This window comes from Streptomyces sp. NPDC033221 (genome assembly GCF_055577005.1).
This window is the reverse complement of sequence record NZ_JBVIQN010000001.1, coordinates 333,485-356,593: the sequence shown is the minus strand read 5'-3', so window position 1 is coordinate 356,593 and position 23,109 is coordinate 333,485. Positions and strand designations below refer to the sequence as shown.

The window sequence follows — 23,109 nt, the reverse complement described above, 5'->3', positions numbered from 1 at the left end:
TCACCCGGCCCCGCCGGCCGGCCCGCTCACTTGCCGAGCACGGCCTCCATGACCTTCTTGGCGATCGGGCCGCCCAGCTTGCCGCCGGCGATCTCCTTGCGCGGGATGTCCATGTCCGAGGGGTCGACGAAGACCGCGACGGCGACCGGCGAGCCGTTGCCCTGCTTGGCGTACGAGACGAACCAGGCGTACGGACGCTCGTCGCGGACGTCCGCGCCGTGCTGGGCGGTACCGGTCTTGGCGCCGACCTTGACGCCGTCGATCAGCGCCTTCTTCGCCGTGCCGTTCTCCGCGGTGTTCTCCATCATCTCCTGCACCTTCTTCGCGGTGCTCTCGGAGACGGCCTGGTTCAGCTCCTTGGGCTCGAACTTCTCGATCGTCGACAGGTCGGGACCGCGCGTCTCCTCGACCAGGTACGGCTGCATGACCTTGCCGTTGTTGGCGAGTCCGGCGACGACCATGGCCATCTGCAGCGGCGTGCTGGTCAGGCTGCCCTGGCCCATGCCGGTCAGCGCGGTCTGCGGCTTGTCCAGCTTCTCCGGGTAGCCGCTGGTGGCCGTACGGACCGGGGTGAAGAGCTTCTGGTTGAAGCCGAACTTCTCCGCCGTCTCGCGCATCTTGTCCTTGCCGAGCCGGTTCGCCGCCTCCAGGTAGGTGTTGTTGCAGGACCACTGCATACCGACCTTGAGGGACGCGTTCTCGCACGGCGCGGTGGCGATGTCGTTGCCGACCTTGGTGGCCGTCTGGGGCAGGGTGTACGGCACCGGGGCCTGCACCGGGGTGTCGATGTCCGGGACCACGCCGTGCTCCAGGGCCGCGGCCGCGGTGAGGATCTTGAACGTGGAGCCGGGCGGGTAGATCTCCAGCGACGCCCGGTTGTTCATCGGCTTGGACTTGTCCTTGATGAGGGCGGTGTACTTGTCGCCCTCCTTGAAGGAGCTGCCCGCGAAGACGGACGGGTCGTAGGACGGCGTGCTCGCCATGGCGAGGATCTTGCCGGTGCCCGGTTCGAGGGCGACCACCGCGCCCTTGGCCTTGAGGTCGGTCAGGCTCTTGTACGCGGTCCGCTGCGCCTTCTCGTTGATGGTCGTCAGCACGTCGCCGCCGCGCGGCTTCTCCCCGGTCAGGATGTCCTTGGCGCGCTTGAGGAAGAGCTTGTCGTCCTTGCCGCTGAGGATGTCCTTGTAGACGCCCTCCAGGAACGTGCTGCCCTGGGACTGCGAGGCGTAGCCGGTGATCGGCGCGTACATCGGGCCGTCCTTGTAGACCCGCTTGTACTTGAAGTCGCCGGTCGTCTCGACCGAGCCGGTGATCGGCTTGCCGCCGACGATGATGTTGCCGCGCGGGTAGGAGAACGCCTCGATCTTCACCCGGCGGTTGTTGTCGTCGTTCGACAGCTCGTCCGCCTGGACGAACTGGACCCAGGTGACGCGTACCAGCAGCGCCAGCACCAGCACCCCGCAGAAGACGGCTATGTGTCTCAGCGGCCTGTTCATCGCTCTCCACTCCCCATGCCGTGTACGGCCCGGTGCCGCGCGGTCCGGCCGTACAGGCGCCCGAATTGCGGCCTTCAGAGGTAAAGGATGTCCCAAGCGGGGGTGGCGGTTGCAGTCGGGGTGTGTGACCTGGTGCTCTTCGTCCGATTCGGTGCGGAGCGGGTACGAATCCGTCGCCGTGGGGACCGGCTGTGTCCGCGGACGGTCCGGCATGGAGCGCCCGCCCCGCCACGCCCGCCGGTCCGGGCTCTCAGGCCCCGCCGACCAGCATCACCATCAGCACGACCGCGGCCACGGCCAGCACGATGCCCATCCGACGGAGCATCGCCTGTACCTGGCGCAGCTCCTCGGGAGGCTCGTCGGGCGGATCGGACCACAGCATCCTTCGATCCTGCGCCGGGAACGCCGACGGCGCCTGAGTACGCGTACTCAAGCGCCGTCGGACGTATCCACCAAGTCGGCCCGGAACCTCAGCGCGGCCAGTAGCTCGTACGCCAGGCCCGCGGGCCCGGGTGCGGCAGCCGGTTGCGCGGGATCGTGGACGCGGGATCGGCCCATTCGTCCGTACGGTCCGGGCCGGGCGCGGCGGAGGCGGCGGCAGCGGCCGCCGCCGCGCGGGTGCGAACCACCGCCAGTGCGGCGGCCAGCTCCTCGGGTGTGGGGTTGCCCCGGACGACCTTGATCATGATCGACCGACCTCCTTGAGGGGTTGCGGCGAGCGGCGGACAGCGCGGCTGACGGGCACGGGCGGCCCTACAGCGGGATGTTGCCGTGCTTCTTCGGGGGCAGCGACTCGCGCTTGTTGCGCAGCGTGCGCAGCCCGCGGACGATGTGCCGGCGGGTCTCCGACGGCATGATCACCGCGTCGACGTAGCCGCGCTCGGCCGCCACGTACGGGTTGAGCAGGGCGTCCTCGTACTCCTGGATCAGCTCCTGGCGGCGGGTGTCCTGCGCGTCCCGGTCCTCGATCGCGGCGAGGGTGCGGCGGTGCAGGATGTTGACCGCGCCCTGCGCGCCCATGACCGCGATCTGCGCGGTCGGCCAGGCCAGGTTCAGGTCCGCGCCCAGGTGCTTGGAGCCCATGACGTCGTACGCGCCGCCGAACGCCTTGCGGGTGATCACCGTGATCAGCGGAACCGTCGCCTCCGCGTACGCGTAGATCAGCTTGGCGCCGCGCCGGATGATGCCGTCCCATTCCTGGTCCGTACCCGGCAGGAAGCCCGGTACGTCCACGAACGTCAGCACGGGGACGTTGAACGCGTCGCAGGTGCGCACGAACCGCGCCGCCTTCTCGCTCGCGTTGATGTCCAGCGTGCCCGCGTACTGCATCGGCTGGTTGGCGACGATGCCGACCGCGTGGCCCTCCACCCGCCCGAAGCCGGTCACCATGTTCGGCGCGAACAGCGCCTGCGTCTCCAGGAACTCGCCGTCGTCGAGGACGTGCTCGATGGCGGTGTGCATGTCGTACGGCTGGTTCGCCGAGTCCGGGATCAGCGTGTCCAGCTCACGGTCGTACTCCGAGGTCTCCAGGTCCGCCTCCTCGGGGAAGGCGGGCGGCTCGGAGAGGTTGTTGGACGGCAGGTAGGACAGCAGCGCCTTGACGTACTCGATGGCGTCCTTCTCGTCGCCCGCCATGTGGTGCGCGACGCCCGAGGTGCTGTTGTGCGTCCGCGCGCCGCCCAGCTCCTCGAAGCCCACGTCCTCGCCGGTGACGGTCTTGATGACGTCCGGACCGGTGATGAACATGTGCGAGGTCTGGTCGACCATGACCGTGAAGTCGGTGATGGCGGGGGAGTAGACCGCGCCGCCCGCGCACGGGCCGACGATCAGCGAGATCTGCGGGATCACGCCGGAGGCGTGCACATTGCGGCGGAAGATCTCCGCGAACAGGCCCAGGGCCGCGACGCCCTCCTGGATACGGGCGCCGCCGCCGTCGTTGATGCCGACGACCGGACAGCCGTTCTTCAGGGCGAAGTCCATCACCTTGACGATCTTCTCGCCGTAGACCTCGCCCAGCGAACCGCCGAAGATGGTGAAGTCCTGCGAGTACACACAGACCGTGCGGCCGTCGACGGTGCCGTAACCGGTCACCACACCGTCGCCGTACGGCCGGTTCTTCTCCAGCCCGAAGTTGGTCGAACGGTGCCGCGCGAACTCGTCCAGCTCGACGAACGAGCCCTCGTCGAGCAGCAGCTCCACGCGCTCACGCGCCGTCAGCTTGCCCTTCGCGTGCTGCTTTTCCACGGCTCGCGCCGACCCGGCGTGGGTGGCCTCCTCGATCCTGCGCTGGAGATCGGCCAGTTTGCCCGCGGTCGTGGTGATGTGTGCTTCCGGCTCGGACATCGGGATGCGGCTCCTGCTCGTCCTGGACTGGTGCTCGTACGAGGGTGGTACGGAGGTTGAACGGGGTTGGCTACCGCTTCGTAGCGTATCGGCGGGACTGCTCAGCGGCACTGCGTCGTTGACCACACCTAGGCTGGGGTCATGACGCCTCAACCACCGGAAAACCAGGACAAAGACCACGCGGGCGACGGCGACGGCGACGCGGCGCGGGCCGGAACGGGCCCCGGGGCGGGCTCCGGCGGACGCTGGTCCGACCTGGAGCGGCCGCCGCTGAACGCCACGGCGCTGCGGCGCGCCCTGCTGCGCTCCGGTTCGCTGTGGACCGGCGTCGACGTCGTGCCCTCGACCGGCTCGACCAACAGCGACCTCGTCGCACGGGCCGCCGAAGGGCTCGCCGAGGGGGCCGTCCTCGTCGCCGAGGAGCAGTCGGCCGCCCGTGGCCGGCTGGACCGCAGGTGGTCGGCGCCGCCGCGCTCCGGACTCTTCTTCTCCTTCTACCTCACCCCGCGGGTCCCCGTGGAGCGCTGGGGCTGGCTGCCGCTGCTCGCCGGGGTGGCGACCGCCAGCGCGGTGGCCCGTACCGCGGGCGTGGACACCGCCCTGAAGTGGCCCAACGACCTGCTGGTCACCGTCGGCGACGAGGAGCGCAAGGCGGGCGGCATCCTCGCGGAGCGGGCCGGCGACGGTGTGGTCATCGGCATCGGCCTCAATGTCACGCTGCGCGCCGAGGAACTGCCCGTACCCGGCGCCGGCTCGCTCGCCCTGGCCGGCGCCAAGGTCACCGACCGGGATCCGGTGCTGCGGGCCGTGCTGCGGTCGGTCGAGGACTGGTACGGACAGTGGACCGCGGCGGACGGCGACGCGGCGGCCTGCCGCCTCCAGGACGCGTACGCGGCCGGCTGCGCCACGCTCGGCCGTTCCGTACGCGCCGAACTGCCCGGGGACCGGGCCCTGCTCGGTGAGGCGGTGGCCATCGACGGCGACGGGCGGCTGGTGCTGGCCACGGAGGAAGGGATGCAGCAGCCGGTCGCCGCGGGGGACATCGTGCACGTGCGGCCGGCGCCGGGGGCGTAGAGCAGGGCCGGAGGGGCGGGGGTGGCCTCCCGGGGGGGGGGCGGGTTCGGGAGGGGCCGGACGGGCTCCGCTGTGCCGGTGTGGGCCTCCGCTTCTCCGGGCGTCCGCATGGCGGTCAGAAGTGATCAGATCTTGGTCAAGAAAGCTCGGGAGCAATCGCACCTATGTGCCGATTGGGGCGATAGCGACGGGGCGTGAGAGTGAGCCAGAGCACACCTGCCGTATCGTTGAGGCCGTCCGCCGTGGAGCGGGCGAACGAACGAGCAGTGATCGGAAGGGCAGTGCGCAGGGAACGGACAGGGAGCGAGCGGTGACCGCCGACGACTCGGGCGCCGGCCCGCGCGAAGCGGACATCGCCCCTCGTGGGACGGGGGCTGCTCCTCGTGAGGGGGACCCGGCGCCTGCCGACGGCGCGGCCAGCGGTGCGCACGCGGATGCCGTCGGCGTGAGCGCGGACGCCGACGGCGCGGTGAACGGTGCGGGCACGGGTGCCGACGGCGCGGGGGCCGACCCCGACCCCGACGACGACACCATCGCCATCCGCCTGGAACAGCTGATCCTCGGCGCCGACCGTCGCTACACCCCCTTCCAGGCGGCCCGCAGCGCCGGTGTCTCCATGGAACTGGCCTCCCGCTTCTGGCGTGCCATGGGCTTCGCGGACATCGGCCAGGTCAAGGCGCTGACCGAGGCCGACGTACTGGCGCTGCGGCGGCTGGCGGGCCTGGTGGAGGCCGGACTGCTCAGCGAGGCGATGGCGGTCCAGGTGGCCCGTTCCACCGGGCAGACCACGGCCCGCCTCGCCGACTGGCAGATCGACTCGTTCCTGGAAGGCCTGACCGAGCCCCAGGACTCCGGCCTGACCCGTACGGAGATCACGTACCCCCTCGTCGAACTCCTCCTGCCGGAACTGGAGGAGTTCCTGGTCTATGTCTGGCGCCGCCAGCTCGCCGCCGCGACCGGCCGCGTCGTACAGGCCCAGGACGACGCGGAGATGGTCGACCGGCGCCTCGCGGTGGGCTTCGCCGACCTGGTCGGCTTCACCCGGCTGACCCGCCGCCTGGAGGAGGAGGAACTGGGCGAGCTGGTCGAGGCATTCGAGACCACGGCCGCCGACCTGGTCGCCGCGCACGGCGGCCGGCTCATCAAGACGCTCGGCGACGAGGTCCTGTTCGCCGCCGACGACGCCGGGACGGCGGCCGAGATCGGGCTCCGCCTCATCGAGACCATGGCCAACGACGAGACGATGCCGGAGTTGCGCGTCGGCATCGCGTTCGGGACGGTCACGACGCGGATGGGTGACGTCTTCGGTACGACCGTGAACCTGGCCAGCCGCCTGACGTCGATAGCGCCGAAGGACACGGTGCTGGTGGACGAGGCGTTCGCGGAGGAACTGGGCCGTACGGGCGAGGCGCCGGTCTCCGAGGCCGACGCGAAGGCCGCGGCCGCGGCGGCGGCGGACGGCGCGGGGCCGCTGCCGGAGTACCGCTTCGCGTTGCGGCCGATGTGGCAGCGGCCGGTGCGGGGGCTGGGCGTTGTCGAGCCTTGGCTCCTGGGGCGTCGCGGCTAGCGCGCGGCTGTACCCCAGCGGCTGGGGTACGTGGCTGAGCCGTACGCCCCCGGGTATTGCGCCCCCTGGTTAAAGTGACGGAACGGTCGTTAACCAGGGAGGGTGCTGCATGGACACGCAACGCTTCGGGGACTTCGTCGGCGTACACCGGCACGGGCACGTGGCCGAACTGCGGCTCGACCGGCCCAAGGCGATGAACGCCGTGTCCACGGCCATGGCCGACGGCCTCAGCGCCGCCTGCGCCGCGCTCGCCGGCGACCGGAGCGTCCGCGTCACCGTGCTGACCTCCACCCACGACCGGGCCTTCTGTGTGGGCGCCGACCTGAAGGAACGCAACTCCTTCAGTGACGCCGACCTGATGCGGCAGCGGCCGCGCACCCGGGCCGCCTACACCGGCGTCCTGGAACTCCCGATGCCGGTCATCGCGGCCGTGCACGGCTTCGCGCTCGGCGGCGGGTTCGAGCTGGCGCTGGCGTGCGACCTGATCGTGGCGGACCGTACGGCGGTCGTCGGGCTGCCCGAGGTGTCGGTCGGCGTCATCCCCGGCGGCGGCGGTACGCAGCTGCTGCCGCGACGGGTGGGGGCGGCCCGGGCGGCCGAGCTGATCTTCACGGGGCGGCGGGTGGAGGCCGCGGAAGCGCGGTCCCTGGGCCTCGTCGACGAACTGGTGGACGAAGGCCGGGACACTCCGGAAGCGCTGGTGCTCGGCGAGCGCATCGCCCGGAACTCGCCGGTCGGGCTGCGGGCGGCCAAGCGGGCGCTGCGGGTGGGGCACGGGCTGGACCTGCGGGCGGGGCTGGACGTGGAGGACGGCGCGTGGCGGAGTGTGGCGTTCTCGGGGGACCGGGCCGAGGGAGTGGCCGCGTTCAACGAGAAGCGGCGGCCGGAGTGGCCGGGGGAGTAGACCGCCCGGGCCCTGAAACCCGACAGCCCCGGTCCCCGGGCCGGAGCGGACAGCGCGCGGCGGCTCCAAAGGGGCGCACCCCGGTCCCCAGGGCCGCACCCCGGCCGGAAAGGGCGAACGCCCTGCAACATTCCTACGCTGTAGTGACACGTAGTGCTCACGGTGACGGAATGCGAGGTCCGGTGACGGGCGAAGGCGACGACAGGCTTCGGGCCGTGGTGGCACTGGCGCAGGCGATGGCGGCGGCGCACACGCCGCGGGAGTCGGTGCGGGCCGCCGCGGAGGGGGTGCGGGCGGCCCTGGGCGGCTCGTTCGCGGCGATCTCGGCCTGGGAGCGGGAGCTGGGGCGGCTGAAGGTGCTGGTCAACGTCGGGGAGCTGGCCGAGGGGGAGGCGGAGTACCCCGAGGGCGAGTCGTATCCGGTGCACGAGTTTCCGGAGATCGTCGGGTTCCTGCACGAACAGTGGGCCGGGGGCGGCCAGCCGAACGCCTGGGTCGAGACCGTCGGGGACGGGTCGGACGACGGGCCGTACAACCATCAGCGGGTGGCCGCGCTGCGCCGCAGGGGGCGCGGCTGCTGCGTGGTCGCGCCGATCGTGCTGCACGGGCGGGCGTGGGGCGAGCTGTATGTGGCCCGCGCGGCCGGGGAGCCGGTCTTCGACCGGGCGGACGCGGACTTCGCGACCGTGCTGGCGGCGGTGGCGGCGGCCGGCATCGCGCAGACGGAGCGGCTGGCGGAGGCCCGGCGGCTGGCGTTCACGGACGCGCTGACCGGGCTCGCGAACCGGCGTGCGGTGGACATGCGGCTGGACGAGGCGCTGGAGCGGCACCGGCGGGACGGTGCGGTGGTGAGTCTGGTGGTGTGTGATCTCAACGGGCTCAAGCGGGTGAACGACTCGTGCGGGCACGCGGTCGGCGACCGGCTGCTGGAACGATTCGGCTCGGTGCTCTCGCTGTGCGGCGCCATACTGCCGGGCACCCTCGCCGCCCGGCTCGGCGGCGATGAGTTCTGCCTGCTCACGGTGGGTCCGTCGGCCGACGAGGTGGCCAAGGTGGCCACCGAGCTGTGTGACCGGGCGGCCGAGCTGGAGCTGGGCGAGGGGGTGGCGGTCGGCGTCGCGTCGACCGGTGACCCGATCGGCCCGGTGCGTTCGGCCCGGCGGCTGTTCCGGCTGGCGGACGCGGCCCAGTACCGGGCGAAGGGGTCCGGGTCGCGCGCTCCCGTGGTGGCGGGCCGGGAGGGTGGTGCGGACGATCCGGTGGTCCGCCTGGCGGACGCGCCGGAGCGCGCGCCGTCGAGGGAGCGCCGGCGCTTTCGGCGGTGAGGCGGGCGGTGGTCATCCGGCCGGGAATCCAGTGGTGACATCCAGGGATTCAGTCTCTAGGGTGCCTGAATATGGATATGCACACTGTGGTGCTGGGGACGTCCGGCACGACCGCACAGGACGTCATCGCCGTCGCCCGCGGCGCCGCCCGTATCGAGCTGTCCGAGGAGGCCACGGCGGCCGTCGCCGCCGCCCGCGCGGTCATCGACGACCTCGCCGCCAAACCGGACCCGGTGTACGGCGTCTCCACGGGCTTCGGCGCCCTGGCCGTACGCCACATCAGCCCCGAGCTGCGCGCCCAGCTCCAGCGCAACATCGTGCGCTCGCACGCCGCCGGCATGGGCCCGCAGGTGGAGCGCGAGGTGGTGCGCGCGCTGATGTTCCTGCGCCTGAAGACCCTGGCCTCCGGGCACACGGGGGTCCGGCCGCTGGTCGTCGGCACGATGGCGGAGATCCTCAACGCGGGGATCACCCCGGTCGTCCACGAGTACGGCTCGCTGGGCTGCTCCGGCGACCTGGCGCCGCTGTCGCACTGCGCGCTGACGCTCATGGGCGAGGGTGACGCGGAGGGCCCGGACGGCGTCGTGCGGCCCGCCGGCGAACTGCTCGCCGAGCACGGCATCGCCCCGGTCGAGCTGCGCGAGAAGGAGGGCCTCGCCCTTCTGAACGGCACCGACGGGATGCTCGGCATGCTGGTCATGGCCTGCGCCGACCTGGCCCGCCTGTTCACCACGGCGGACATCACCGCGGCGCTCTCCCTGGAGGCGCTGCTCGGTACGGACAAGGTGCTCGCGCCGGAACTGCACGCCATCCGCCCGCACCCCGGTCAGGCCGCCTCGGCCGCCAACATGCTCAAGGTCCTGGCCGGTTCGGGACTCACCGGCCACCACCAGGACGACGCGCCGCGCGTCCAGGACGCGTACTCCATCCGCTGCGCCCCGCAGGTCGCGGGCGCGGGCCGGGACACCCTGGACCACGCGCGGCTTGTCGCGAGCCGGGAGCTGGCCGCCGCCGTGGACAACCCGGTGGTGCTGCCGGACGGCCGGGTCGAGTCGAACGGCAACTTCCACGGCGCGCCGGTCGCGTACGTACTGGACTTCCTCGCCGTCGCCGCGGCCGACCTCGGCTCGATCGCGGAGCGCCGTACGGACCGGCTGCTGGACAAGAACCGCTCGCACGGCCTGCCCGCGTTCCTGGCCGGCGACCCGGGTGTCGACTCCGGCCTGATGATCGCCCAGTACACGCAGGCGGCGCTGGTCAGCGAGCTGAAGCGGCTCGCCGTGCCCGCGTCGGTGGACTCCATCCCGTCGTCCGCGATGCAGGAGGACCACGTCTCGATGGGCTGGTCGGCGGCGCGCAAGCTGCGGACCGCCGTGGACAACCTGACCCGGGTGCTCGCCGTCGAGCTGTACGCGGCGACCCGGGCGGTGCAGATGCGCGAGGGCCTGACCCCGGCACCGGCCACCCGCGCGGTGCTGGACGCCGTACGGGACGCGGGTGTCCAGGGGCCGGGGGCGGACCGTTTCCTCGCGCCGGACCTGGAGGCGGCGTACGACTTCGTACGTGGCGGCCGGCTGGTCGAGGCGGTCGAGCAGGTCACCGGCGAGCTGGCCTGACGGCGGCGTACGGCTGACCGGGCGGAGCGGGCGCGGCCCGCTCCGCCGGGGGCGCCGGGCTGCCGAGCGCGCCGGAACCACCGAGGTCACCGGGCCCGCCAGAACCGCCGTCCCGGAGATCCGCGCGGTTCTCCGCGCTTCTTTGCCAGGTCCGGGCCGGGTCGGGTCGCTCAGACCGCGTCGCCGCGGGTGCGGCGGACGGAGAAGCCGACCAGCCCGGCGCCGATGCCGAGGAAGGCGGCGCCGCCGACGACGTACGGCGTGGTGTCGAAGGCGCCGGTGTCGGCGAGCAGCGTTCCCTGCCCGTCGGCGGAAACCTGCTGGTCCGCGCTGGTCCGCGCGGCGGTGTGCGAGGGCGACCCGGGGGCCTGCCGGGCCGACCGGGGGGCGTCGTGCGGCGTCCGTTCGCCGTGTTCGACGGTGGCGTTCGCGGACGGTACGAACCACAGGGCGAGCAGTACCGATCCCGCGGCTGCGGCGGTCAGCAGTGGTCGACGAGCGGTCACGGGCACGGAAACAATCCCCCTTGTGGGCTCGGCAAATTGACCGTTGACAACAGATGTTAGTGACAGCCGCGGGTCGCGGGGAAGTCAGGAGCCGGTGGTGCTTACGCTCCCAGACATGAGCAATGACGAGACATCACGGTTTGTCCGGCTCCATGTCGAACTGGTCATGGAGGTCGCCGACTCGGACCGGCTGACCGGCGCGGCACTCGACCACATCAACGGTGACCCTTCTCTACCCGCGGAGGAGCGCGGACATGCGCGGGAAACGGTCCAGACCGATCCGGCGGAGGCGCTGGCGTACCTCGTGGACCCCTTCGACCTGGTCGAGGGCGTGCCGGGGGTGGAGCTGACGCAGGCGTCGTGGAGCTCCGAGGAGATCGACTACGACACCGACGCGGAGTGGGTCCTCGGGCACGACGCGGAGGACGACGACTTCCCGGAGGACGAGGAGTCCGAGACGGCCGGGGCGGAAGGGGACGGAGTGCGGGTCCGCTTCTGAGGCCCGGCCCGGCGATCCGCCCGGCGCCCGGCCCGAAGCTGCGCATTGCTGCCGACCGCCGCCCACGCCACGCGACCCCCTGCGGCCATCGCCGTACGGGGGTTGCGTGGCGTTTCCCACAACTGCCGCACGTATGGAACGGACGAAACGGAACAGACGTTCCTGATGGTGTCGGCCGGCAGTCTGCGGTGCGACGCCCGGCTCGGGGGTTTCCGGGTTCGGTAGCAAGGCAATGGAGAATCGTGTGATGACGGACAGCAAGCGTCGCAAGGGCCTGATAGCCACTGCCGCGCTGCTCGGGGGTGTGCTGACACTCGGGGCGTGCGGTGGCGGTGACGGTGGTGACGGGGGCGGCCAGGACAACACGAAGAAGGTCGACGAGGCGGCGGCGAAGGACGCCTCGGAAGCCAAGATCAAGATCGAGCCGAAGAACGGTTCGGCCGACGCGGGCATCAGCAGCGCCGCCAAGGTCACCGTCGAGGGTGGCAAGCTCACCGACGTGAAGATGACCGCCGGCGAGGACAAGAAACCGGTCGAGGGCACGCTCGCCGCCGACGGCTCCTCCTGGAAGCCGAAGAAGCAGCTGGAGCGCTCGACCAAGTACACGCTCACCGCCCACGCCGCCGACTCCAAGGGCCGCAAGGCGGTGGAGAACTCGACGTTCACCACGGTCTCCCCGAAGAACAGCTTCATCGGGAACTACACGCCGGAGGACGGCTCGACCGTCGGCGTCGGCATGCCGGTGTCGGTCAAGTTCGACAAGCCGGTGAAGAACAAGAAGGACGTCCAGTCCGCGATCAAGGTGGCGTCCAGCAGCAACCAGGACGTCGTCGGCCACTGGTTCGGCGACCAGCGCCTGGACTTCCGCCCGAAGGACTACTGGAAGCCCAACTCCAAGGTCACCGTCGACCTCAAGCTGGACGGCGTCGAGGCCGCCCCCGGCGTCAAGGGCGTCCAGAACAAGACGGTGAACTTCCAGACCGGCCGTTCCCAGGTCAGCACCGTCGACGCGAAGACCCATCAGATGACCGTGGTCCGCGACGGCAAGACGATCAAGACCATCCCGATCTCCGCGGGCAGCAAGGACCACCCGACGTACAACGGCAAGATGGTCGTCTCGGAGAAGTACCGGCAGACCCGGATGGACGGCTCCACGGTCGGCTTCACCAACAACGACGGCAAGGGCGAGTACGACATCCCCGACGTGCCGCACGCCATGCGCCTGTCCAACTCCGGCACGTTCCTGCACGGCAACTACTGGGGCAAGGGCATCTTCGGCAACGCCAACACCAGCCACGGCTGCATCGGCCTGGAGGACGTCAAGGGCGCCGGCGACCCGGGCACGGACGGCGCCTGGTTCTACGAGAACTCGCTGGTCGGCGACGTCGTCCACATGGTCAACTCCCCGGACAAGACGATCAAGCCGGACAACGGCCTCAACGGCTGGAACATGGACTGGAACGAGTGGGTGGCCGGCAGCGCCGTGAAGTAACCCCTCTCGGAAGCCCGCGTACCTGCTTCCGTACGCACGTCCAGGCGGGCGGCCCCCCCGACCACCGAGGGGGCCGCCCGCTTCCGTGCGGCGACCGCCCGCCTCCGTAAAGTGGCCGGGTGAGCAAGCGCAAGGACGGACAGCGGCAGCAGGACCGGGCCGCGGCCGGAGAACTGATCGGCACCGTGCTCGGCAGCGTTCGGTACGCCGAGGACGGCACACCCGCCGAAGACGCCCTGGAGGCCGGCGCCTCGATGCTGGCGGCGGCCCCCGCGGGCCCGGAGGCTGTCAGCGCCGCGCTGCTGGCCGCGGCGGAGGACGGCGTACACCGCTGCTGGCAGGGCGGCTGGCAGCCCGCCGACCTGGAGCGGATCGTACGGCGAGAGACGGGCGGCGGCCCGCGTACCGCCGTCGTCGTGGACGCGATGGCGGCCGAGGTGCGGCGCGCGGGCCGGACGGCGGAACGTGCCCGCGGTCCCCGCTGGGCAGCCCAGCTACGCGATCTCGGAGCCGATGTCTGGTGGCAGTCGGACGCTCGCTACCTGGAAGAGCTGGCGCACCGCCGCCGCAGCTCGCGCTTCGAGACGACGTACGACGTCCTGGCAGCGCTGCGCGTCCTGGGACGGCTGCCCCGCATCACGCCCCTCCCGGCCGCCCGCCCGGCCCGCGCGAACACGCCCGCCGAGTCCCGGACACTGGGCCGCATCCGGGGCCTGCTGGCCAAGGCCGAGGGGACGGACTACCCGGACGAGGCGGAGGCGCTGTCGGCCAAGGCCCAGGAACTGATGGCACGGCACAGCATCGACGAGGCGCTGCTCGACCACGCCCGGACCGAAGCGGGCACCGGCACCGCCCGGACCGCCGGCCCCTCCGCCATCCGCATCGGCATCGAAGGCCCGTACGAGCAGGCCAAGGCCCTGCTGCTGGACGCCGTCGCCGCCGCCAACCGCTGCCAGGCCGTCTGGTCCGGCGACGTCGGCTTCTCCACCCTCATCGGCTTCGAAGCCGACCTGGACGCAGCCGAACTGCTCTACACCTCGCTGCTCCTCCAGGCCACCGCCGCCATGCACCGCGCGGGCGACGAGCACCACAGCCGCGGCCGGTCCCGCCGTACCCGCGACTTCCGCCAGACCTTCCTCGTCGCGTACGCCGACCGCATCCGCACCCGGCTGACGGCAGCCACCGAGGAAGCGGCCACCGAAGCCGCCACCGACACCCCCGGCCTCCTGCCGGTCCTGGCCGCCCGCGAGGTCGCCGTCGCCGAAACCACCGGCGAACTGTTCCCCGACACCGCCGCCGTCCGCATGCGCGGCATACACGACGCCGAGGGCTGGAAACAGGGCACCTCGGCGGCCGACCGGGCACAACTCAGCAGGCGAGGACAGGGGTAGGCCCTTCACACCCCACCCCCCTCACCACCCCAAGGGCCCCGCATCCCCGGCCAGCGCCCGGAAATACTCCACCGGATCACCGACCAGCTTCCGCGCCTCCAGGCCCACGTGCCCTCCTCGCTCCGGCCAACTCGCGTAGGCCCGCACACTACTTCCCGGGGACGACTGGGCCCGTGTGTTCCGCCTGACACGTTGGCGGAGCCGGAGACAGAGGCGCGGACGGAAGGTCCCGCACGGACGGCCGACTGAAGGCAGCCCGTTCCGGCGGACCAGGTCCGGCCGTCAGTCGCCGGCCGGGGCCACGCCGACGGGGCAGCTCACCCCCGTCCCCCCGATCCCGCAGTACCCCGCCGGGTTCTTGTCGAGGTACTGCTGGTGGTACGCCTCGGCCGGGTAGAAGGGGCGGTCGGCCGCCGGGAGGATTTCGGTGGTGATGGGGTTGTGGCCGGAGGCGGTCAGGACGGACTGGTAGGTGGTGCGGGAGGTTTCGGCCGTCTCCTGGTCGGTGGGGGAGTGGGTGTAGATGGCGGAGCGGTACTGGGTGCCGGTGTCGTTGCCCTGGCGGAAGCCCTGGGTGGGGTCGTGGGACTCCCAGAAGAGCTTCAGGAGGGCGGCGTAGGAGATTGTGGCGGGGTCGTAGACGACGCGGACCGCTTCGGTGTGGCCGGTGAGGCCGCTGCACACCTCGTCGTAAGTGGGGTTGGGGGTGTGGCCGCCCTGGTAGCCGGCCAGGGTCGTCCAGACGCCCTCGGCCTGCCAGAACTTGCGTTCGGCGCCCCAGAAGCAGCCCAGGCCGAAGTCGGCGATGCGCAGGTGGTCGGGGTAGGGACCGAGGAGCGGGTTGCCGAGGACCGTGTGGCGCTCGGGGACGGGGAAGTCGCGCTCGGGGCGGCCCTTCAGGGCCTCCTCCGGGGAGGGCAGGGCGTTCTTGAAGCGGTTGAAGAGCATGGCGTCTCGCTCCGGTGGTGAGGGATGAGTGAGGGCGGTGCCCGGCTGCTGGGTCAACGTGGGGGAGGGGGCGCGCATTCCGGGGATGCGTTTACCGCGGGGACATGCAGGGCTAGGGGGCGTGCGTTCCGGGGGGCATTCCGCGGGGGCGCGCTGCCGCCTTGCCGGTGATTACGGGTGCGGGCGGAAGCGTGCCGATGTGCCGCCGCCGCGCTCCCAGCCGGCCACGGCCAGGGCGCGGAAGGCGGCGTACTCGGCGGCGGGGCTGCTGCCGTACGACCACGGGACGGCGCCGACGTGTCCGTCGACCAGGCGGAGCTGTTCCACGGCTTCTTCGTAGCGCTCGGCGTGGACGAGGAACCAGATGAGGAGATGCCGCACGTGCGGGGTCATGGGGTGGTCCGCCGGGGCCTCGCGCAGGGCGAAGTGCGCGCCCTCGATGGCGCGTTCGACGACGGCGCTCTGGTAGAGGCCGCGGACCATGTTGGCCTCGGGCAGGTGGTCGTAGACGGCGAAGAGCGGGAGGGCGGGGAGCAGGCTCTTGGCGGGGGCGGCGGAGGCGGCGCTCTCGGTGAACGCGGTGGCCTCGTCCTGGGAGCCGTGCCACTTCTGTGCCCAGTAGGGCAGGGCGGCGAGGTGCGCGCCCATGTGGTGCGGGGCACGCTGGGTGACCTTCGACCACAGCGCGTCGTAGTCCGCGCGGCGGTCGCCGAGGCCGCGGGCGACGGCCAGCTCGGTGATGTACGGGATGGGGCTGCCGGGGGCCAGCAGGGCCGCCTCGTGGCAGACCGTACGGGCCTCCTCCAGGATCATGCGGAAGTCCTGCGAGCCGGGGTCGCGCAGCGCCTGGATGACGAGGAACTGGGCGTGCGTCTGGGCGCCGCCGGGGTCCTTGGGCGCCTCGGAGCGCCACGTACGCAGCCAGATGCCGCCCTGTCCGGGCCGCTCGGCCAGCTCGAACGCCGCGGCCCCGGCGAGCGTCTGGACGCGCTGCCAGCGGCGTTCCCAGTCCTCGCCGGTGGCGCTCAGCAACTGCGCGGCCGGGCGCCAGTCGTGGCCGCGGCGGATCTCGTCGAGGGCCTCCTCCAGCTCCTGGTCGGGGCCGGGAAGCCGTACGTCGAGCTGCTGGGCCGGGACGAATCCGTAGCCCGCCATGGGGTCGGTGGCGGCCGCCAGCCCCTGTTGGGCGTGCTGTGCGGCCTGCCGGCGCCGCAGCCAGGGCAGCAGGACGAGACCGCCGAGGGCGGCAGCGGCGAAGAGAACCAGCAGAGCGTCCATGTGGTCAGTCTCGGATTCCGGTCGTGGGAGGGAGGCGGGCGGTGGAGCGCAATTGTGTCTTGTATGTATCCACTATCCAGCGAAGCAGAAAGTTCCGAAAAGTTCGCGGGTGTGGACGACTACCCTCGGCTGATATGAGCGATCAGCGCGAGGAGCGCCCCCAGAATTTTGAGACCCTTGCCATTCACGCAGGTCAGGAGCCCGACGAGGCGACCGGCGCGGTGGTGCCGCCCATCTACCAGGTATCCACCTACAAGCAGGACGGCGTGGGCGGGCTGCGCGGCGGCTACGAGTACAGCCGCAGCGCGAACCCGACCCGTACCGCCCTGGAGGAGAACCTGGCCGCCCTCGACGGCGGCCGCCGCGGTCTGGCCTTCGCCTCCGGCCTCGCGGCCGAGGACTGCCTGCTGCGCACCCTCCTGGTCCCCGGCGACCACGTCGTCATCCCCAATGACGCGTACGGCGGTACGTTCCGCCTGATCTCGAAGGTCGTCGAGCGGTGGGGTGTGGAGTGGTCGGTCGCCGACACCTCCGACCCGCAGGCCGTACGGGACGCGCTGCGCCCCCGTACGAAGGCGATCTGGGTGGAGACGCCCAGCAACCCGCTCCTCGGCATCACGGACATCCCCGCGCTCGCGGCCGTCGCGCGCGACGCCGGGGTCCGCCTGGTCGTGGACAACACCTTCGCCAGCCCCTACCTTCAGCAGCCGCTGGCCCTCGGCGCGGACGTGGTGGTCTACTCCACGACCAAGTACATGGGCGGCCACTCGGACGTGGTCGGCGGCGCGCTCGTCGTCAACGACGCCGAGCTGGGCGACGAACTGGCCTACCACCAGAACGCCATGGGCGCGGTGGCCGGCCCGTTCGACGCGTGGCTGGTGATGCGCGGCCTGAAGACGCTGGCCGTACGGATGGACCGGCACAGTGCCAACGCGGCCCGGATCGCCGAGCTGCTCGCCTCGCACGACAAGGTGACGCAGGTGTACTACCCGGGCCTGGAGACCCACCCCGGCCACGAGGTCGCCGCCAAGCAGATGCGTTCCTTCGGCGGCATGGTGTCCTTCCGCGTCGCGGGCGGCGAGCAGGCCGCGGTGGAGGTCTGCAACCGCGCCAAGCTGTTCACCCTGGGTGAGTCGCTGGGCGGCGTGGAGTCGCTGATCGAGCACCCGGGCCGGATGACGCACGCCTCGACGGCGGGCTCGCTGCTGGAGGTCCCGAACGACCTCGTACGGCTCTCGGTCGGCATCGAGTCGATCGACGACCTGGTCGCCGACCTCACCCAGGCGCTGGGCTAGGACGCAGGGACCCGGGCCCCGGCTCACCACCCCTCCAGCGGAGGGGTGGTGAGCGCCGGCGGCGGCAGCCACGGCTGGTCCACGGCCGCCCAGACCAGCAGCGCCGCCACCGCCGCCACGGCCAGCAGCCACAGCACCTGGCGCGCCAGCCGCCGGTGGGCCAGCAGCCGGCGGCCGCTCGTGGCGGCGCGCAGCGCCAGGTCGGGCGGGACCGGCGGATGCGGCCCGTCCAGCATCCGCCGTACCTCGGCCTCCTTGCGGTCCGGCAGGCTCATGGCGCGGCGGCTTCCGTGGGCGGGGCGGGCTGGAGGGGGTCCGGTGCGGCCGCCTCGCCGACCCGCACCGGCGGCCCCGCGTGCCCGGCAGGGGGATTGCTGCGCATACGCCCCACGGCCCGCAAACACAGCGCGTGGACGCGTTCGGCGGGCAGCCCCAGCTGCGCGGCGGTCTGCTCCTCGGCCACGCCCTCGTACAGGCGCAGGACGAGCACCAGCCGCTCCTGCGGGGACAGCCGCCCCAGAAGGCCGCTGGGCGGCGGGCGCCTGCCGTGCCCCAGCGCGCGGGGGAGGCGTTCCCGCCAGGCGGAGTGTGCGAAGTGGGCGGCCATCTCCTGGCGCGTGCGGTCGTACGGGTCCTCGCCGCGCAGCCGGTCCCAGGCCGCGTACGTACGGGCCAGCGCCAGGACGAGGAGGCGTTCGGCGGCGGGGGCCGGCCGCCCCTCCGGTTCGGCGGTCAGGAGTGTGGCGGCGCGCAGCAGACGGCCGGCCGCGCCCGCGACGAACGCCTCGAACTCCCGGGCACGACGGCATTCCTGGGCTGCCCGCCGCTCTCGCACAGCTCCATGGCACGGCAGGCCCGGCACGCGGTCAAGAGGCGGCAGGGAAAAACCGGGGGCGGTGGACGCGTACACCGTCCGGGCGGGGCGGACGTACGGCGCGCGGCTCGTGGCGGGCCCGCGCGGGTCCTCGTGTTGCCCGCGGGTCCGGCCGCCCTTATGGCCTGATCAGGGCCGGCGGCCGGATTCCCGCTGTCGGGTCAGGAGCTGGACGGCACCGGGGGCAGCGTCGCGGTGACCGTGGACAGGGAGGCGTTGAAGCGCGTCAGCAGCGTGCAGAACGCGTCCCGGTCCTCCTCCGTCCACTCCTCCGTGACCAGCGCCATCAGGGCGCGGCGGGAGGCGCGTACCTCCTCCAGCCGGGACCGGCCGCGCTCGGAGAGCTGGAGGACGACCGCACGGCCGTCCTCGGGGTGCGAGGCGCGGTTGACCAGGCCGGAGTCGACCAGCGGGGCGACCTGCCGGGTGACGGTCGAGGAGTCGATGCCCATGCCGGCGGCGAGCGCCTTGACACCCATCGGTCCCTCGTTGTCCAGACGGTTCAGGAGCAGGTAGGCGGCACGGTCCATGGAGTTGCGTGCCTGGCCGACGCCGCCGAGCCGGCTCTGTTCGGCGCGGCGGGCGAAAACGGCGACTTGGTGTTGCAGCGCGTCGAGAAGAGCGGGGTCGGTGTGGGTCGTCATGTCCGAAGAGGTGGGCATGGCCGGGAGCTCGCTTCATGGGATGCGTACGGATTGGGGGACAGAGTACGCGGCCCCGGCGCGCACCGTACCGGCGCTGTCCAAAGACGTGCCCCTGTGGCACCGGGCCGGCGGCCCCGCGCACCCGCCGCGGGCCGAACTGTAAGACTGGGCTTCATGGCCGATCACACGCCGCACGAGCGTACTTCCGCCCCCGGTTCCCCTTCGGATTCCGCTTCCGGTTCTGCCGCCGGCCGGTCAGCCGGTCCGGCATCAGTCCCGGCACGTGCGGAGGCATCCGGTACCGGTGGGGTGCCGGCGTCGGGTTCCGGTTCCGCCTCTGTTTCCGGGCCGGGCGCGGGCCCGGTGGCCGCCGCCCCCGCCGCGCTCACCGTCGAGGACGTACGGGAGGCGCAGAAGATCCTGTCCGGTGTCTCCCGGTCCACCGCCTTGGAGGGGAGCCGGCACCTGTCCGGTTCGGTGGGGGCGCCGGTGCATCTGAAGTGCGAGAACCTGCAGCGCACCGGCTCCTTCAAGATACGTGGCGCGTATGTGCGGATCGCGGGGCTGTCGCCGGAGGAACGGGCGGCCGGTGTGGTCGCCGCCAGCGCCGGCAACCACGCGCAGGGCGTCGCGCTGGCGGCCTCGCTGCTCGGGGTGCGCTCGACGGTGTTCATGCCGGTGGGCGCGCCGCTGCCGAAGGTCGCCGCGACCCGCGAGTACGGCGCCGAGGTGCGGCTGCACGGCCAGGTCGTGGACGAGACGCTGGCCGCCGCCCAGGAGTACGCGCACGAGACGGGCGCGGTCTTCATCCACCCCTTCGATCACCGGGACATCATCGCGGGCCAGGGCACGGTCGGCCTGGAGATCCTCGAACAGTGCCCGGAGGTGCGCACGATCGTCGTGGGCATCGGCGGTGGCGGGCTCGCGGCGGGGATCGCGCTGGCGGTCAAGGCACTGCGGCCGGATGTGAAGATCATCGGGGTGCAGGCGGCGGGCGCGGCGGCCTACCCGCCGTCACTGGCGGCCGGGCGGCCGGTGTCGATCGAGGCGCCGGCGACGATGGCGGACGGCATCAAGGTCGGGCGGCCGGGCGACGTACCGTTCAAAATTGTCGGCGATCTCGTCGACGAGGTCCGTACCGTGTCCGAGGACGAGCTTTCCAGCGCTCTGCTGCTCTGCCTGGAGCGGGCCAAGCTGGTCGTGGAGCCGGCGGGGGCGAGTCCGGTGGCGGCGCTGCTGTCGCGGCCCGAGTCCTTCGAGGGGCCGGTGGTCGCGGTGCTGTCCGGGGGGAATGTCGATCCGCTGCTGATGCAGCGCATCCTGCGGCACGGCATGGCCGCCGCGGGGCGCTACCTGTCGCTGCGCCTGCGGCTGACGGACCGGCCGGGGGCCCTCGCGACGCTGCTCGGGGTGCTGTCGGAGGTCGACGCGAACGTCCTGGACGTGAGCCACGTGCGGACCGATCCGCGGCTCGGGCTCACGGAAGCGGAGGTGGAGCTGCATCTGGAGACCAAGGGCCCGGAGCACTGCGCCGAGGTCAGCGCCGCCCTGCGCGCGGCGGGTTACACCGTCATGGGGTGACGTGGCCCGCGGGGGCGTGGTGTGCGGTGTGGGATTGGTGCGAGTCGGCGCGCGCGGCTGCGGCGTACCGCTGAGGTCTGCGACGGAGGTGCACGGCTGTGCCGCCGTGTGGGCGCGCACGCCATCTGGCGGATATCGCGATGTATCGCGTGTGCGGTATGGTCCGGGTTCGAGGGGGTGTTTTCGTGCGTCCGGCGCCCCTTCAGTGCCGGGAATATGCCTGTGGATGTGTCCATAGAGCGATTGATGCCCGGAAAAAGTACAATTCTATCTTCCTGGAGTTAACCCATACCTTGGGAGTAACCACATGCCAGGCGCCATTTACGCCGAAGGTCTGGTGAAGACCTTCGGTGAGGTGAGGGCTTTGGACGGCGTCGACCTCGACGTCCCCGAAGGAACCGTCCTCGGACTGCTCGGCCCGAACGGTGCGGGCAAGACCACCGCCGTACGGGTGCTGACCACCCTGCTCCGGCCCGACCGCGGCACCGCGGTCGTCGCCGGTATCGACGTCCTCAAGCATCCCGACGAAGTACGCCGCTCCATCGGCCTGTCCGGCCAGTTCGCCGCCGTCGACGAGTATCTGACGGGCCGTGAGAACCTGATGATGGTCGGCCAGCTCTATCAGATGAGCGGGCGCGACGCGAAGGCCCGGGCCGCCGAGCTGCTGGAACGTTTCCGTCTCGCCGACGCCGGCGACCGGCCGGCCAAGACCTACTCCGGCGGTATGCGGCGCCGGCTCGACCTGGCGGCCGCGCTGGTCGTCAGCCCGCCCGTGATGTTCATGGACGAGCCCACCACCGGACTGGACCCGCGCAACCGCCAGCAGTTGTGGGAGGTCATCCAGGAACTGGTCGCCGGCGGTACGACCTTGCTGCTCACCACCCAGTACCTGGAGGAGGCCGACCACCTCGCGCACGACATCTGCGTGGTCGACCACGGCAAGGTGATCGCCCGCGGCACCTCCGACGAGCTCAAGGCCCGTACCGGCGGCGAGCGGGTGGAGGTCGTCGTGCACGCCGCCGAACACATCGCGACCGCCGACGAGGTCCTGCGCGGCTTCGGCAAGGGCGCGAGCAAGGTCGAACGGCACACGCGCAAGATCACGGTGCCGGTGGCCGGCGGCGCCAAGCTGCTCGCCGAGGTCATCCGCGAACTCGACGTACGCGGTGTCGAGATCGACGACATCGGGCTGCGCCGGCCGACCCTGGACGATGTGTTCATCTCGCTGACCGGCCACGCCGCCGAGGTCGCCGAGGGCAACGGCGAGAAGGGGGACGGCGGAAACGGGGACGGCGGGGACGGTGACGGCGAAGCCGCCGGACGGCCCTCGCGCCGGGCGTCGAAGCGCGCCCGGGACACCAAGGAGGGCGCCAAGTGAGCAGCCTTACGCAAACGGCGCCGCGGGCCGGGGTGCCGAAGCGGCGCGGCGCGGTCAGCCAGTCCGTCCGGGACTCCCTGGTCGTCGCCAAGCGCAACCTGATCCGCATGCTGCGCATCCCCGAGATGGTCATCTTCGGGCTGATCCAGCCGATCATGTTCGTGGTGCTGTTCAGCTATGTCTTCGGAGGGTCCATCGCCGTCGGGGGCAGCACCTCGCCCGCGGCCTACCGCGAGTTCCTGATGGCGGGCATCTTCGCGCAGACCGTCACCTTCGCCACCGCCGGAGCGGGCGCGGGCATCGCCGACGACATGCACAAGGGCCTGATCGACCGGTTCCGCTCACTGCCCATGGCGCGCGGCGCCGTGCTCACCGGCCGTACGCTCGCCGACCTGGTGCAGACCGCGCTGACGCTGGTGGTCCTCGCGATCGTCGCCTTCATCGTCGGCTGGCGCACCCACGAGAACATCGGCAAGGTCGTGGCCGGGTTCGCCCTGCTGCTCCTGCTCGGCTACGCGTTCTCCTGGATCGGCGCGCTGATCGGCCTGTCCGTACGGACACCGGAGGCCGCCACCTCGGGCGGGCTGATCTGGCTCTTCCCGCTGACGTTCATCTCGAACGCGTTCGTGCCGTCGGACAACATGCCGACGTTCCTGCGGCACATCGCCGAGTGGAACCCCTTCAGCGCCACCGTGCAGGCCGCCCGTGAGCTGTTCGGCAACCTGCCGCCGAACTACCAGGCCCCGGACGCCTGGCCCATGCAGCATCCGGTGCTGGCGTCGCTGATCTGGTCCGTCGTGATCATCGTGTTCTTCCGTACCCTCGCGGTGCGCAAGTACCGGTCGGCCACGGCCTGAGGCGGGGGCAGGCCGGGGCGCGCCCCACCGGCTCGTACGGA

The 23,109-nt window shown here is 71.9% G+C and carries 22 protein-coding genes; 12 read left to right on the top strand and 10 right to left on the bottom strand.

Annotated elements, in window-relative coordinates:
* Positions 1-26: 26 nt before the first annotated feature.
* The 4 genes from ACZ53K_RS01575 to ACZ53K_RS01560 form a co-directional block, all read right to left on the bottom strand.
* On the bottom strand, positions 27-1,496 hold the full coding sequence (locus tag ACZ53K_RS01575; protein WP_468830519.1) for a peptidoglycan D,D-transpeptidase FtsI family protein: 1,470 nt from the start codon (positions 1,494-1,496) through the stop codon (positions 27-29).
* Between the two features lie 250 nt (positions 1,497-1,746).
* Entirely contained in the window at positions 1,747-1,878 is a 132-nt protein-coding gene (gene mmpB / locus ACZ53K_RS01570) for a morphogenic membrane protein MmpB (RefSeq protein WP_003981923.1), read from the bottom strand.
* Between the two features lie 88 nt (positions 1,879-1,966).
* Positions 1,967-2,182 carry an acyl-CoA carboxylase subunit epsilon gene (locus ACZ53K_RS01565; RefSeq protein ID WP_468830517.1) on the bottom strand — a complete coding sequence of 72 codons (216 nt, stop codon included), beginning with the start codon at positions 2,180-2,182 and terminating at the stop codon, positions 1,967-1,969.
* Positions 2,183-2,249: 67 nt separating this feature from the next.
* Positions 2,250-3,839: an acyl-CoA carboxylase subunit beta gene (locus ACZ53K_RS01560; RefSeq protein ID WP_468830515.1), complete on the bottom strand. Its 1,590-nt coding sequence runs from the start codon at positions 3,837-3,839 to the stop codon at positions 2,250-2,252.
* 141 nt (positions 3,840-3,980) lie between these two features.
* On the opposite strand from ACZ53K_RS01560, the gene ACZ53K_RS01555 reads away from it, so the two are divergent.
* The 5 genes from ACZ53K_RS01555 to hutH all read left to right on the top strand — a co-directional run bounded on the left by ACZ53K_RS01555 (position 3,981) and on the right by hutH (position 10,325).
* A complete protein-coding gene (locus ACZ53K_RS01555; RefSeq protein ID WP_468830513.1) occupies positions 3,981-4,913 on the top strand; it encodes a biotin--[acetyl-CoA-carboxylase] ligase in 933 nt (310 codons plus the stop codon).
* 310 nt (positions 4,914-5,223) lie between these two features.
* Positions 5,224-6,480, top strand: a complete 1,257-nt coding sequence (locus tag ACZ53K_RS01550; RefSeq protein WP_468830511.1) for an adenylate/guanylate cyclase domain-containing protein — start codon at positions 5,224-5,226, stop codon at positions 6,478-6,480.
* 109 nt (positions 6,481-6,589) lie between these two features.
* Positions 6,590-7,384: an enoyl-CoA hydratase/isomerase family protein gene (locus ACZ53K_RS01545; RefSeq protein WP_468830509.1), complete on the top strand. Its 795-nt coding sequence runs from the start codon at positions 6,590-6,592 to the stop codon at positions 7,382-7,384.
* Positions 7,385-7,554: 170 nt separating this feature from the next.
* Complete coding sequence (locus tag ACZ53K_RS01540) at positions 7,555-8,709, top strand: GGDEF domain-containing protein (RefSeq protein WP_468830507.1); 1,155 nt, start codon at positions 7,555-7,557, stop codon at positions 8,707-8,709.
* A gap of 71 nt (positions 8,710-8,780) precedes the next feature.
* Positions 8,781-10,325, top strand: coding sequence for a histidine ammonia-lyase (gene hutH / locus ACZ53K_RS01535; protein WP_468830505.1), 1,545 nt, complete (start codon positions 8,781-8,783; stop codon positions 10,323-10,325).
* Between the two features lie 170 nt (positions 10,326-10,495).
* On the opposite strand, the gene ACZ53K_RS01530 is transcribed toward hutH, so the two are convergent.
* On the bottom strand, positions 10,496-10,831 hold the full coding sequence (locus ACZ53K_RS01530; RefSeq protein WP_468830503.1) for a hypothetical protein: 336 nt from the start codon (positions 10,829-10,831) through the stop codon (positions 10,496-10,498).
* Positions 10,832-10,946: 115 nt separating this feature from the next.
* Between ACZ53K_RS01530 and ACZ53K_RS01525 the strand changes: the two genes are divergently transcribed.
* The 3 genes from ACZ53K_RS01525 to ACZ53K_RS01515 all read left to right on the top strand — a co-directional run bounded on the left by ACZ53K_RS01525 (position 10,947) and on the right by ACZ53K_RS01515 (position 14,213).
* Positions 10,947-11,330 (top strand): hypothetical protein, encoded by a 384-nt coding sequence (locus ACZ53K_RS01525; RefSeq protein ID WP_468830501.1) that lies wholly within the window; start codon positions 10,947-10,949, stop codon positions 11,328-11,330.
* A gap of 247 nt (positions 11,331-11,577) precedes the next feature.
* Entirely contained in the window at positions 11,578-12,822 is a 1,245-nt protein-coding gene (locus ACZ53K_RS01520) for a L,D-transpeptidase (RefSeq protein ID WP_468830499.1), read from the top strand.
* Between the two features lie 119 nt (positions 12,823-12,941).
* Positions 12,942-14,213, top strand: a complete 1,272-nt coding sequence (locus tag ACZ53K_RS01515; protein WP_468830497.1) for a DUF2786 domain-containing protein — start codon at positions 12,942-12,944, stop codon at positions 14,211-14,213.
* A 282-nt stretch (positions 14,214-14,495) separates the two neighbouring features.
* On the opposite strand, the gene msrA is transcribed toward ACZ53K_RS01515, so the two are convergent.
* Together msrA and ACZ53K_RS01505 are read right to left on the bottom strand one after the other, a co-directional pair.
* The gene (gene msrA / locus ACZ53K_RS01510; protein ID WP_468830495.1) at positions 14,496-15,161 is read right to left on the bottom strand and encodes a peptide-methionine (S)-S-oxide reductase MsrA; all 666 of its coding nucleotides are present in this window, start codon (positions 15,159-15,161) and stop codon (positions 14,496-14,498) included.
* Positions 15,162-15,332: 171 nt separating this feature from the next.
* A complete protein-coding gene (locus ACZ53K_RS01505) occupies positions 15,333-16,439 on the bottom strand; it encodes a hypothetical protein (protein WP_468830493.1) in 1,107 nt (368 codons plus the stop codon).
* Positions 16,440-16,573: 134 nt separating this feature from the next.
* Here ACZ53K_RS01505 and ACZ53K_RS01500 point away from each other — a divergent pair, with 134 nt between their 5' ends.
* Entirely contained in the window at positions 16,574-17,734 is a 1,161-nt protein-coding gene (locus ACZ53K_RS01500) for a cystathionine gamma-synthase (protein ID WP_468830491.1), read from the top strand.
* Between the two features lie 23 nt (positions 17,735-17,757).
* On the opposite strand, the gene ACZ53K_RS01495 is transcribed toward ACZ53K_RS01500, so the two are convergent.
* From ACZ53K_RS01495 to ACZ53K_RS01485, 3 genes are all read right to left on the bottom strand, one after another.
* Complete coding sequence (locus ACZ53K_RS01495; protein ID WP_468830489.1) at positions 17,758-18,009, bottom strand: hypothetical protein; 252 nt, start codon at positions 18,007-18,009, stop codon at positions 17,758-17,760.
* Positions 18,006-18,569: a sigma factor-like helix-turn-helix DNA-binding protein gene (locus ACZ53K_RS01490; RefSeq protein WP_468830487.1), complete on the bottom strand. Its 564-nt coding sequence runs from the start codon at positions 18,567-18,569 to the stop codon at positions 18,006-18,008. The genes ACZ53K_RS01495 and ACZ53K_RS01490 overlap by 4 nt, the downstream gene beginning before the upstream one ends.
* 200 nt (positions 18,570-18,769) lie before the next feature.
* Positions 18,770-19,270 carry a MarR family winged helix-turn-helix transcriptional regulator gene (locus ACZ53K_RS01485; protein WP_468830485.1) on the bottom strand — a complete coding sequence of 167 codons (501 nt, stop codon included), beginning with the start codon at positions 19,268-19,270 and terminating at the stop codon, positions 18,770-18,772.
* Positions 19,271-19,615: 345 nt separating this feature from the next.
* On the opposite strand from ACZ53K_RS01485, the gene ilvA reads away from it, so the two are divergent.
* From ilvA to ACZ53K_RS01470, 3 genes are all read left to right on the top strand, one after another.
* Entirely contained in the window at positions 19,616-20,833 is a 1,218-nt protein-coding gene (ilvA, locus tag ACZ53K_RS01480) for a threonine ammonia-lyase (RefSeq protein WP_468830483.1), read from the top strand.
* A 307-nt stretch (positions 20,834-21,140) separates the two neighbouring features.
* Positions 21,141-22,211: an ATP-binding cassette domain-containing protein gene (locus ACZ53K_RS01475; RefSeq protein ID WP_468830481.1), complete on the top strand. Its 1,071-nt coding sequence runs from the start codon at positions 21,141-21,143 to the stop codon at positions 22,209-22,211.
* Entirely contained in the window at positions 22,208-23,068 is an 861-nt protein-coding gene (locus ACZ53K_RS01470; protein WP_468830479.1) for an ABC transporter permease, read from the top strand. Before ACZ53K_RS01475 ends, ACZ53K_RS01470 begins: the two co-directional genes overlap by 4 nt.
* Positions 23,069-23,109: the final 41 nt, after the last annotated feature.

What these genes read in the sequence shown, in the direction of transcription:
- ACZ53K_RS01575 (WP_468830519.1), bottom strand. Translation starts at nt 1,496, where the DNA reads ATGAACAGGCCGCTGAGACACATAGCCGTCTTCTGCGGGGTGCTGGTG.
- mmpB (WP_003981923.1), bottom strand. Translation starts at nt 1,878, where the DNA reads ATGCTGTGGTCCGATCCGCCCGACGAGCCTCCCGAGGAGCTGCGCCAG.
- ACZ53K_RS01565 (WP_468830517.1), bottom strand. Translation starts at nt 2,182, where the DNA reads ATGATCAAGGTCGTCCGGGGCAACCCCACACCCGAGGAGCTGGCCGCC.
- ACZ53K_RS01560 (WP_468830515.1), bottom strand. Translation starts at nt 3,839, where the DNA reads ATGTCCGAGCCGGAAGCACACATCACCACGACCGCGGGCAAACTGGCC.
- ACZ53K_RS01555 (WP_468830513.1), top strand. Translation starts at nt 3,981, where the DNA reads ATGACGCCTCAACCACCGGAAAACCAGGACAAAGACCACGCGGGCGAC.
- ACZ53K_RS01545 (WP_468830509.1), top strand. Translation starts at nt 6,590, where the DNA reads ATGGACACGCAACGCTTCGGGGACTTCGTCGGCGTACACCGGCACGGG.
- ACZ53K_RS01540 (WP_468830507.1), top strand. Translation starts at nt 7,555, where the DNA reads ATGCGAGGTCCGGTGACGGGCGAAGGCGACGACAGGCTTCGGGCCGTG.
- hutH (WP_468830505.1), top strand. Translation starts at nt 8,781, where the DNA reads ATGGATATGCACACTGTGGTGCTGGGGACGTCCGGCACGACCGCACAG.
- ACZ53K_RS01525 (WP_468830501.1), top strand. Translation starts at nt 10,947, where the DNA reads ATGAGCAATGACGAGACATCACGGTTTGTCCGGCTCCATGTCGAACTG.
- ACZ53K_RS01520 (WP_468830499.1), top strand. Translation starts at nt 11,578, where the DNA reads ATGACGGACAGCAAGCGTCGCAAGGGCCTGATAGCCACTGCCGCGCTG.
- msrA (WP_468830495.1), bottom strand. Translation starts at nt 15,161, where the DNA reads ATGCTCTTCAACCGCTTCAAGAACGCCCTGCCCTCCCCGGAGGAGGCC.
- ACZ53K_RS01505 (WP_468830493.1), bottom strand. Translation starts at nt 16,439, where the DNA reads ATGGACGCTCTGCTGGTTCTCTTCGCCGCTGCCGCCCTCGGCGGTCTC.
- ACZ53K_RS01500 (WP_468830491.1), top strand. Translation starts at nt 16,574, where the DNA reads ATGAGCGATCAGCGCGAGGAGCGCCCCCAGAATTTTGAGACCCTTGCC.
- ACZ53K_RS01495 (WP_468830489.1), bottom strand. Translation starts at nt 18,009, where the DNA reads ATGAGCCTGCCGGACCGCAAGGAGGCCGAGGTACGGCGGATGCTGGAC.
- ACZ53K_RS01485 (WP_468830485.1), bottom strand. Translation starts at nt 19,270, where the DNA reads ATGCCCACCTCTTCGGACATGACGACCCACACCGACCCCGCTCTTCTC.
- ACZ53K_RS01475 (WP_468830481.1), top strand. Translation starts at nt 21,141, where the DNA reads ATGCCAGGCGCCATTTACGCCGAAGGTCTGGTGAAGACCTTCGGTGAG.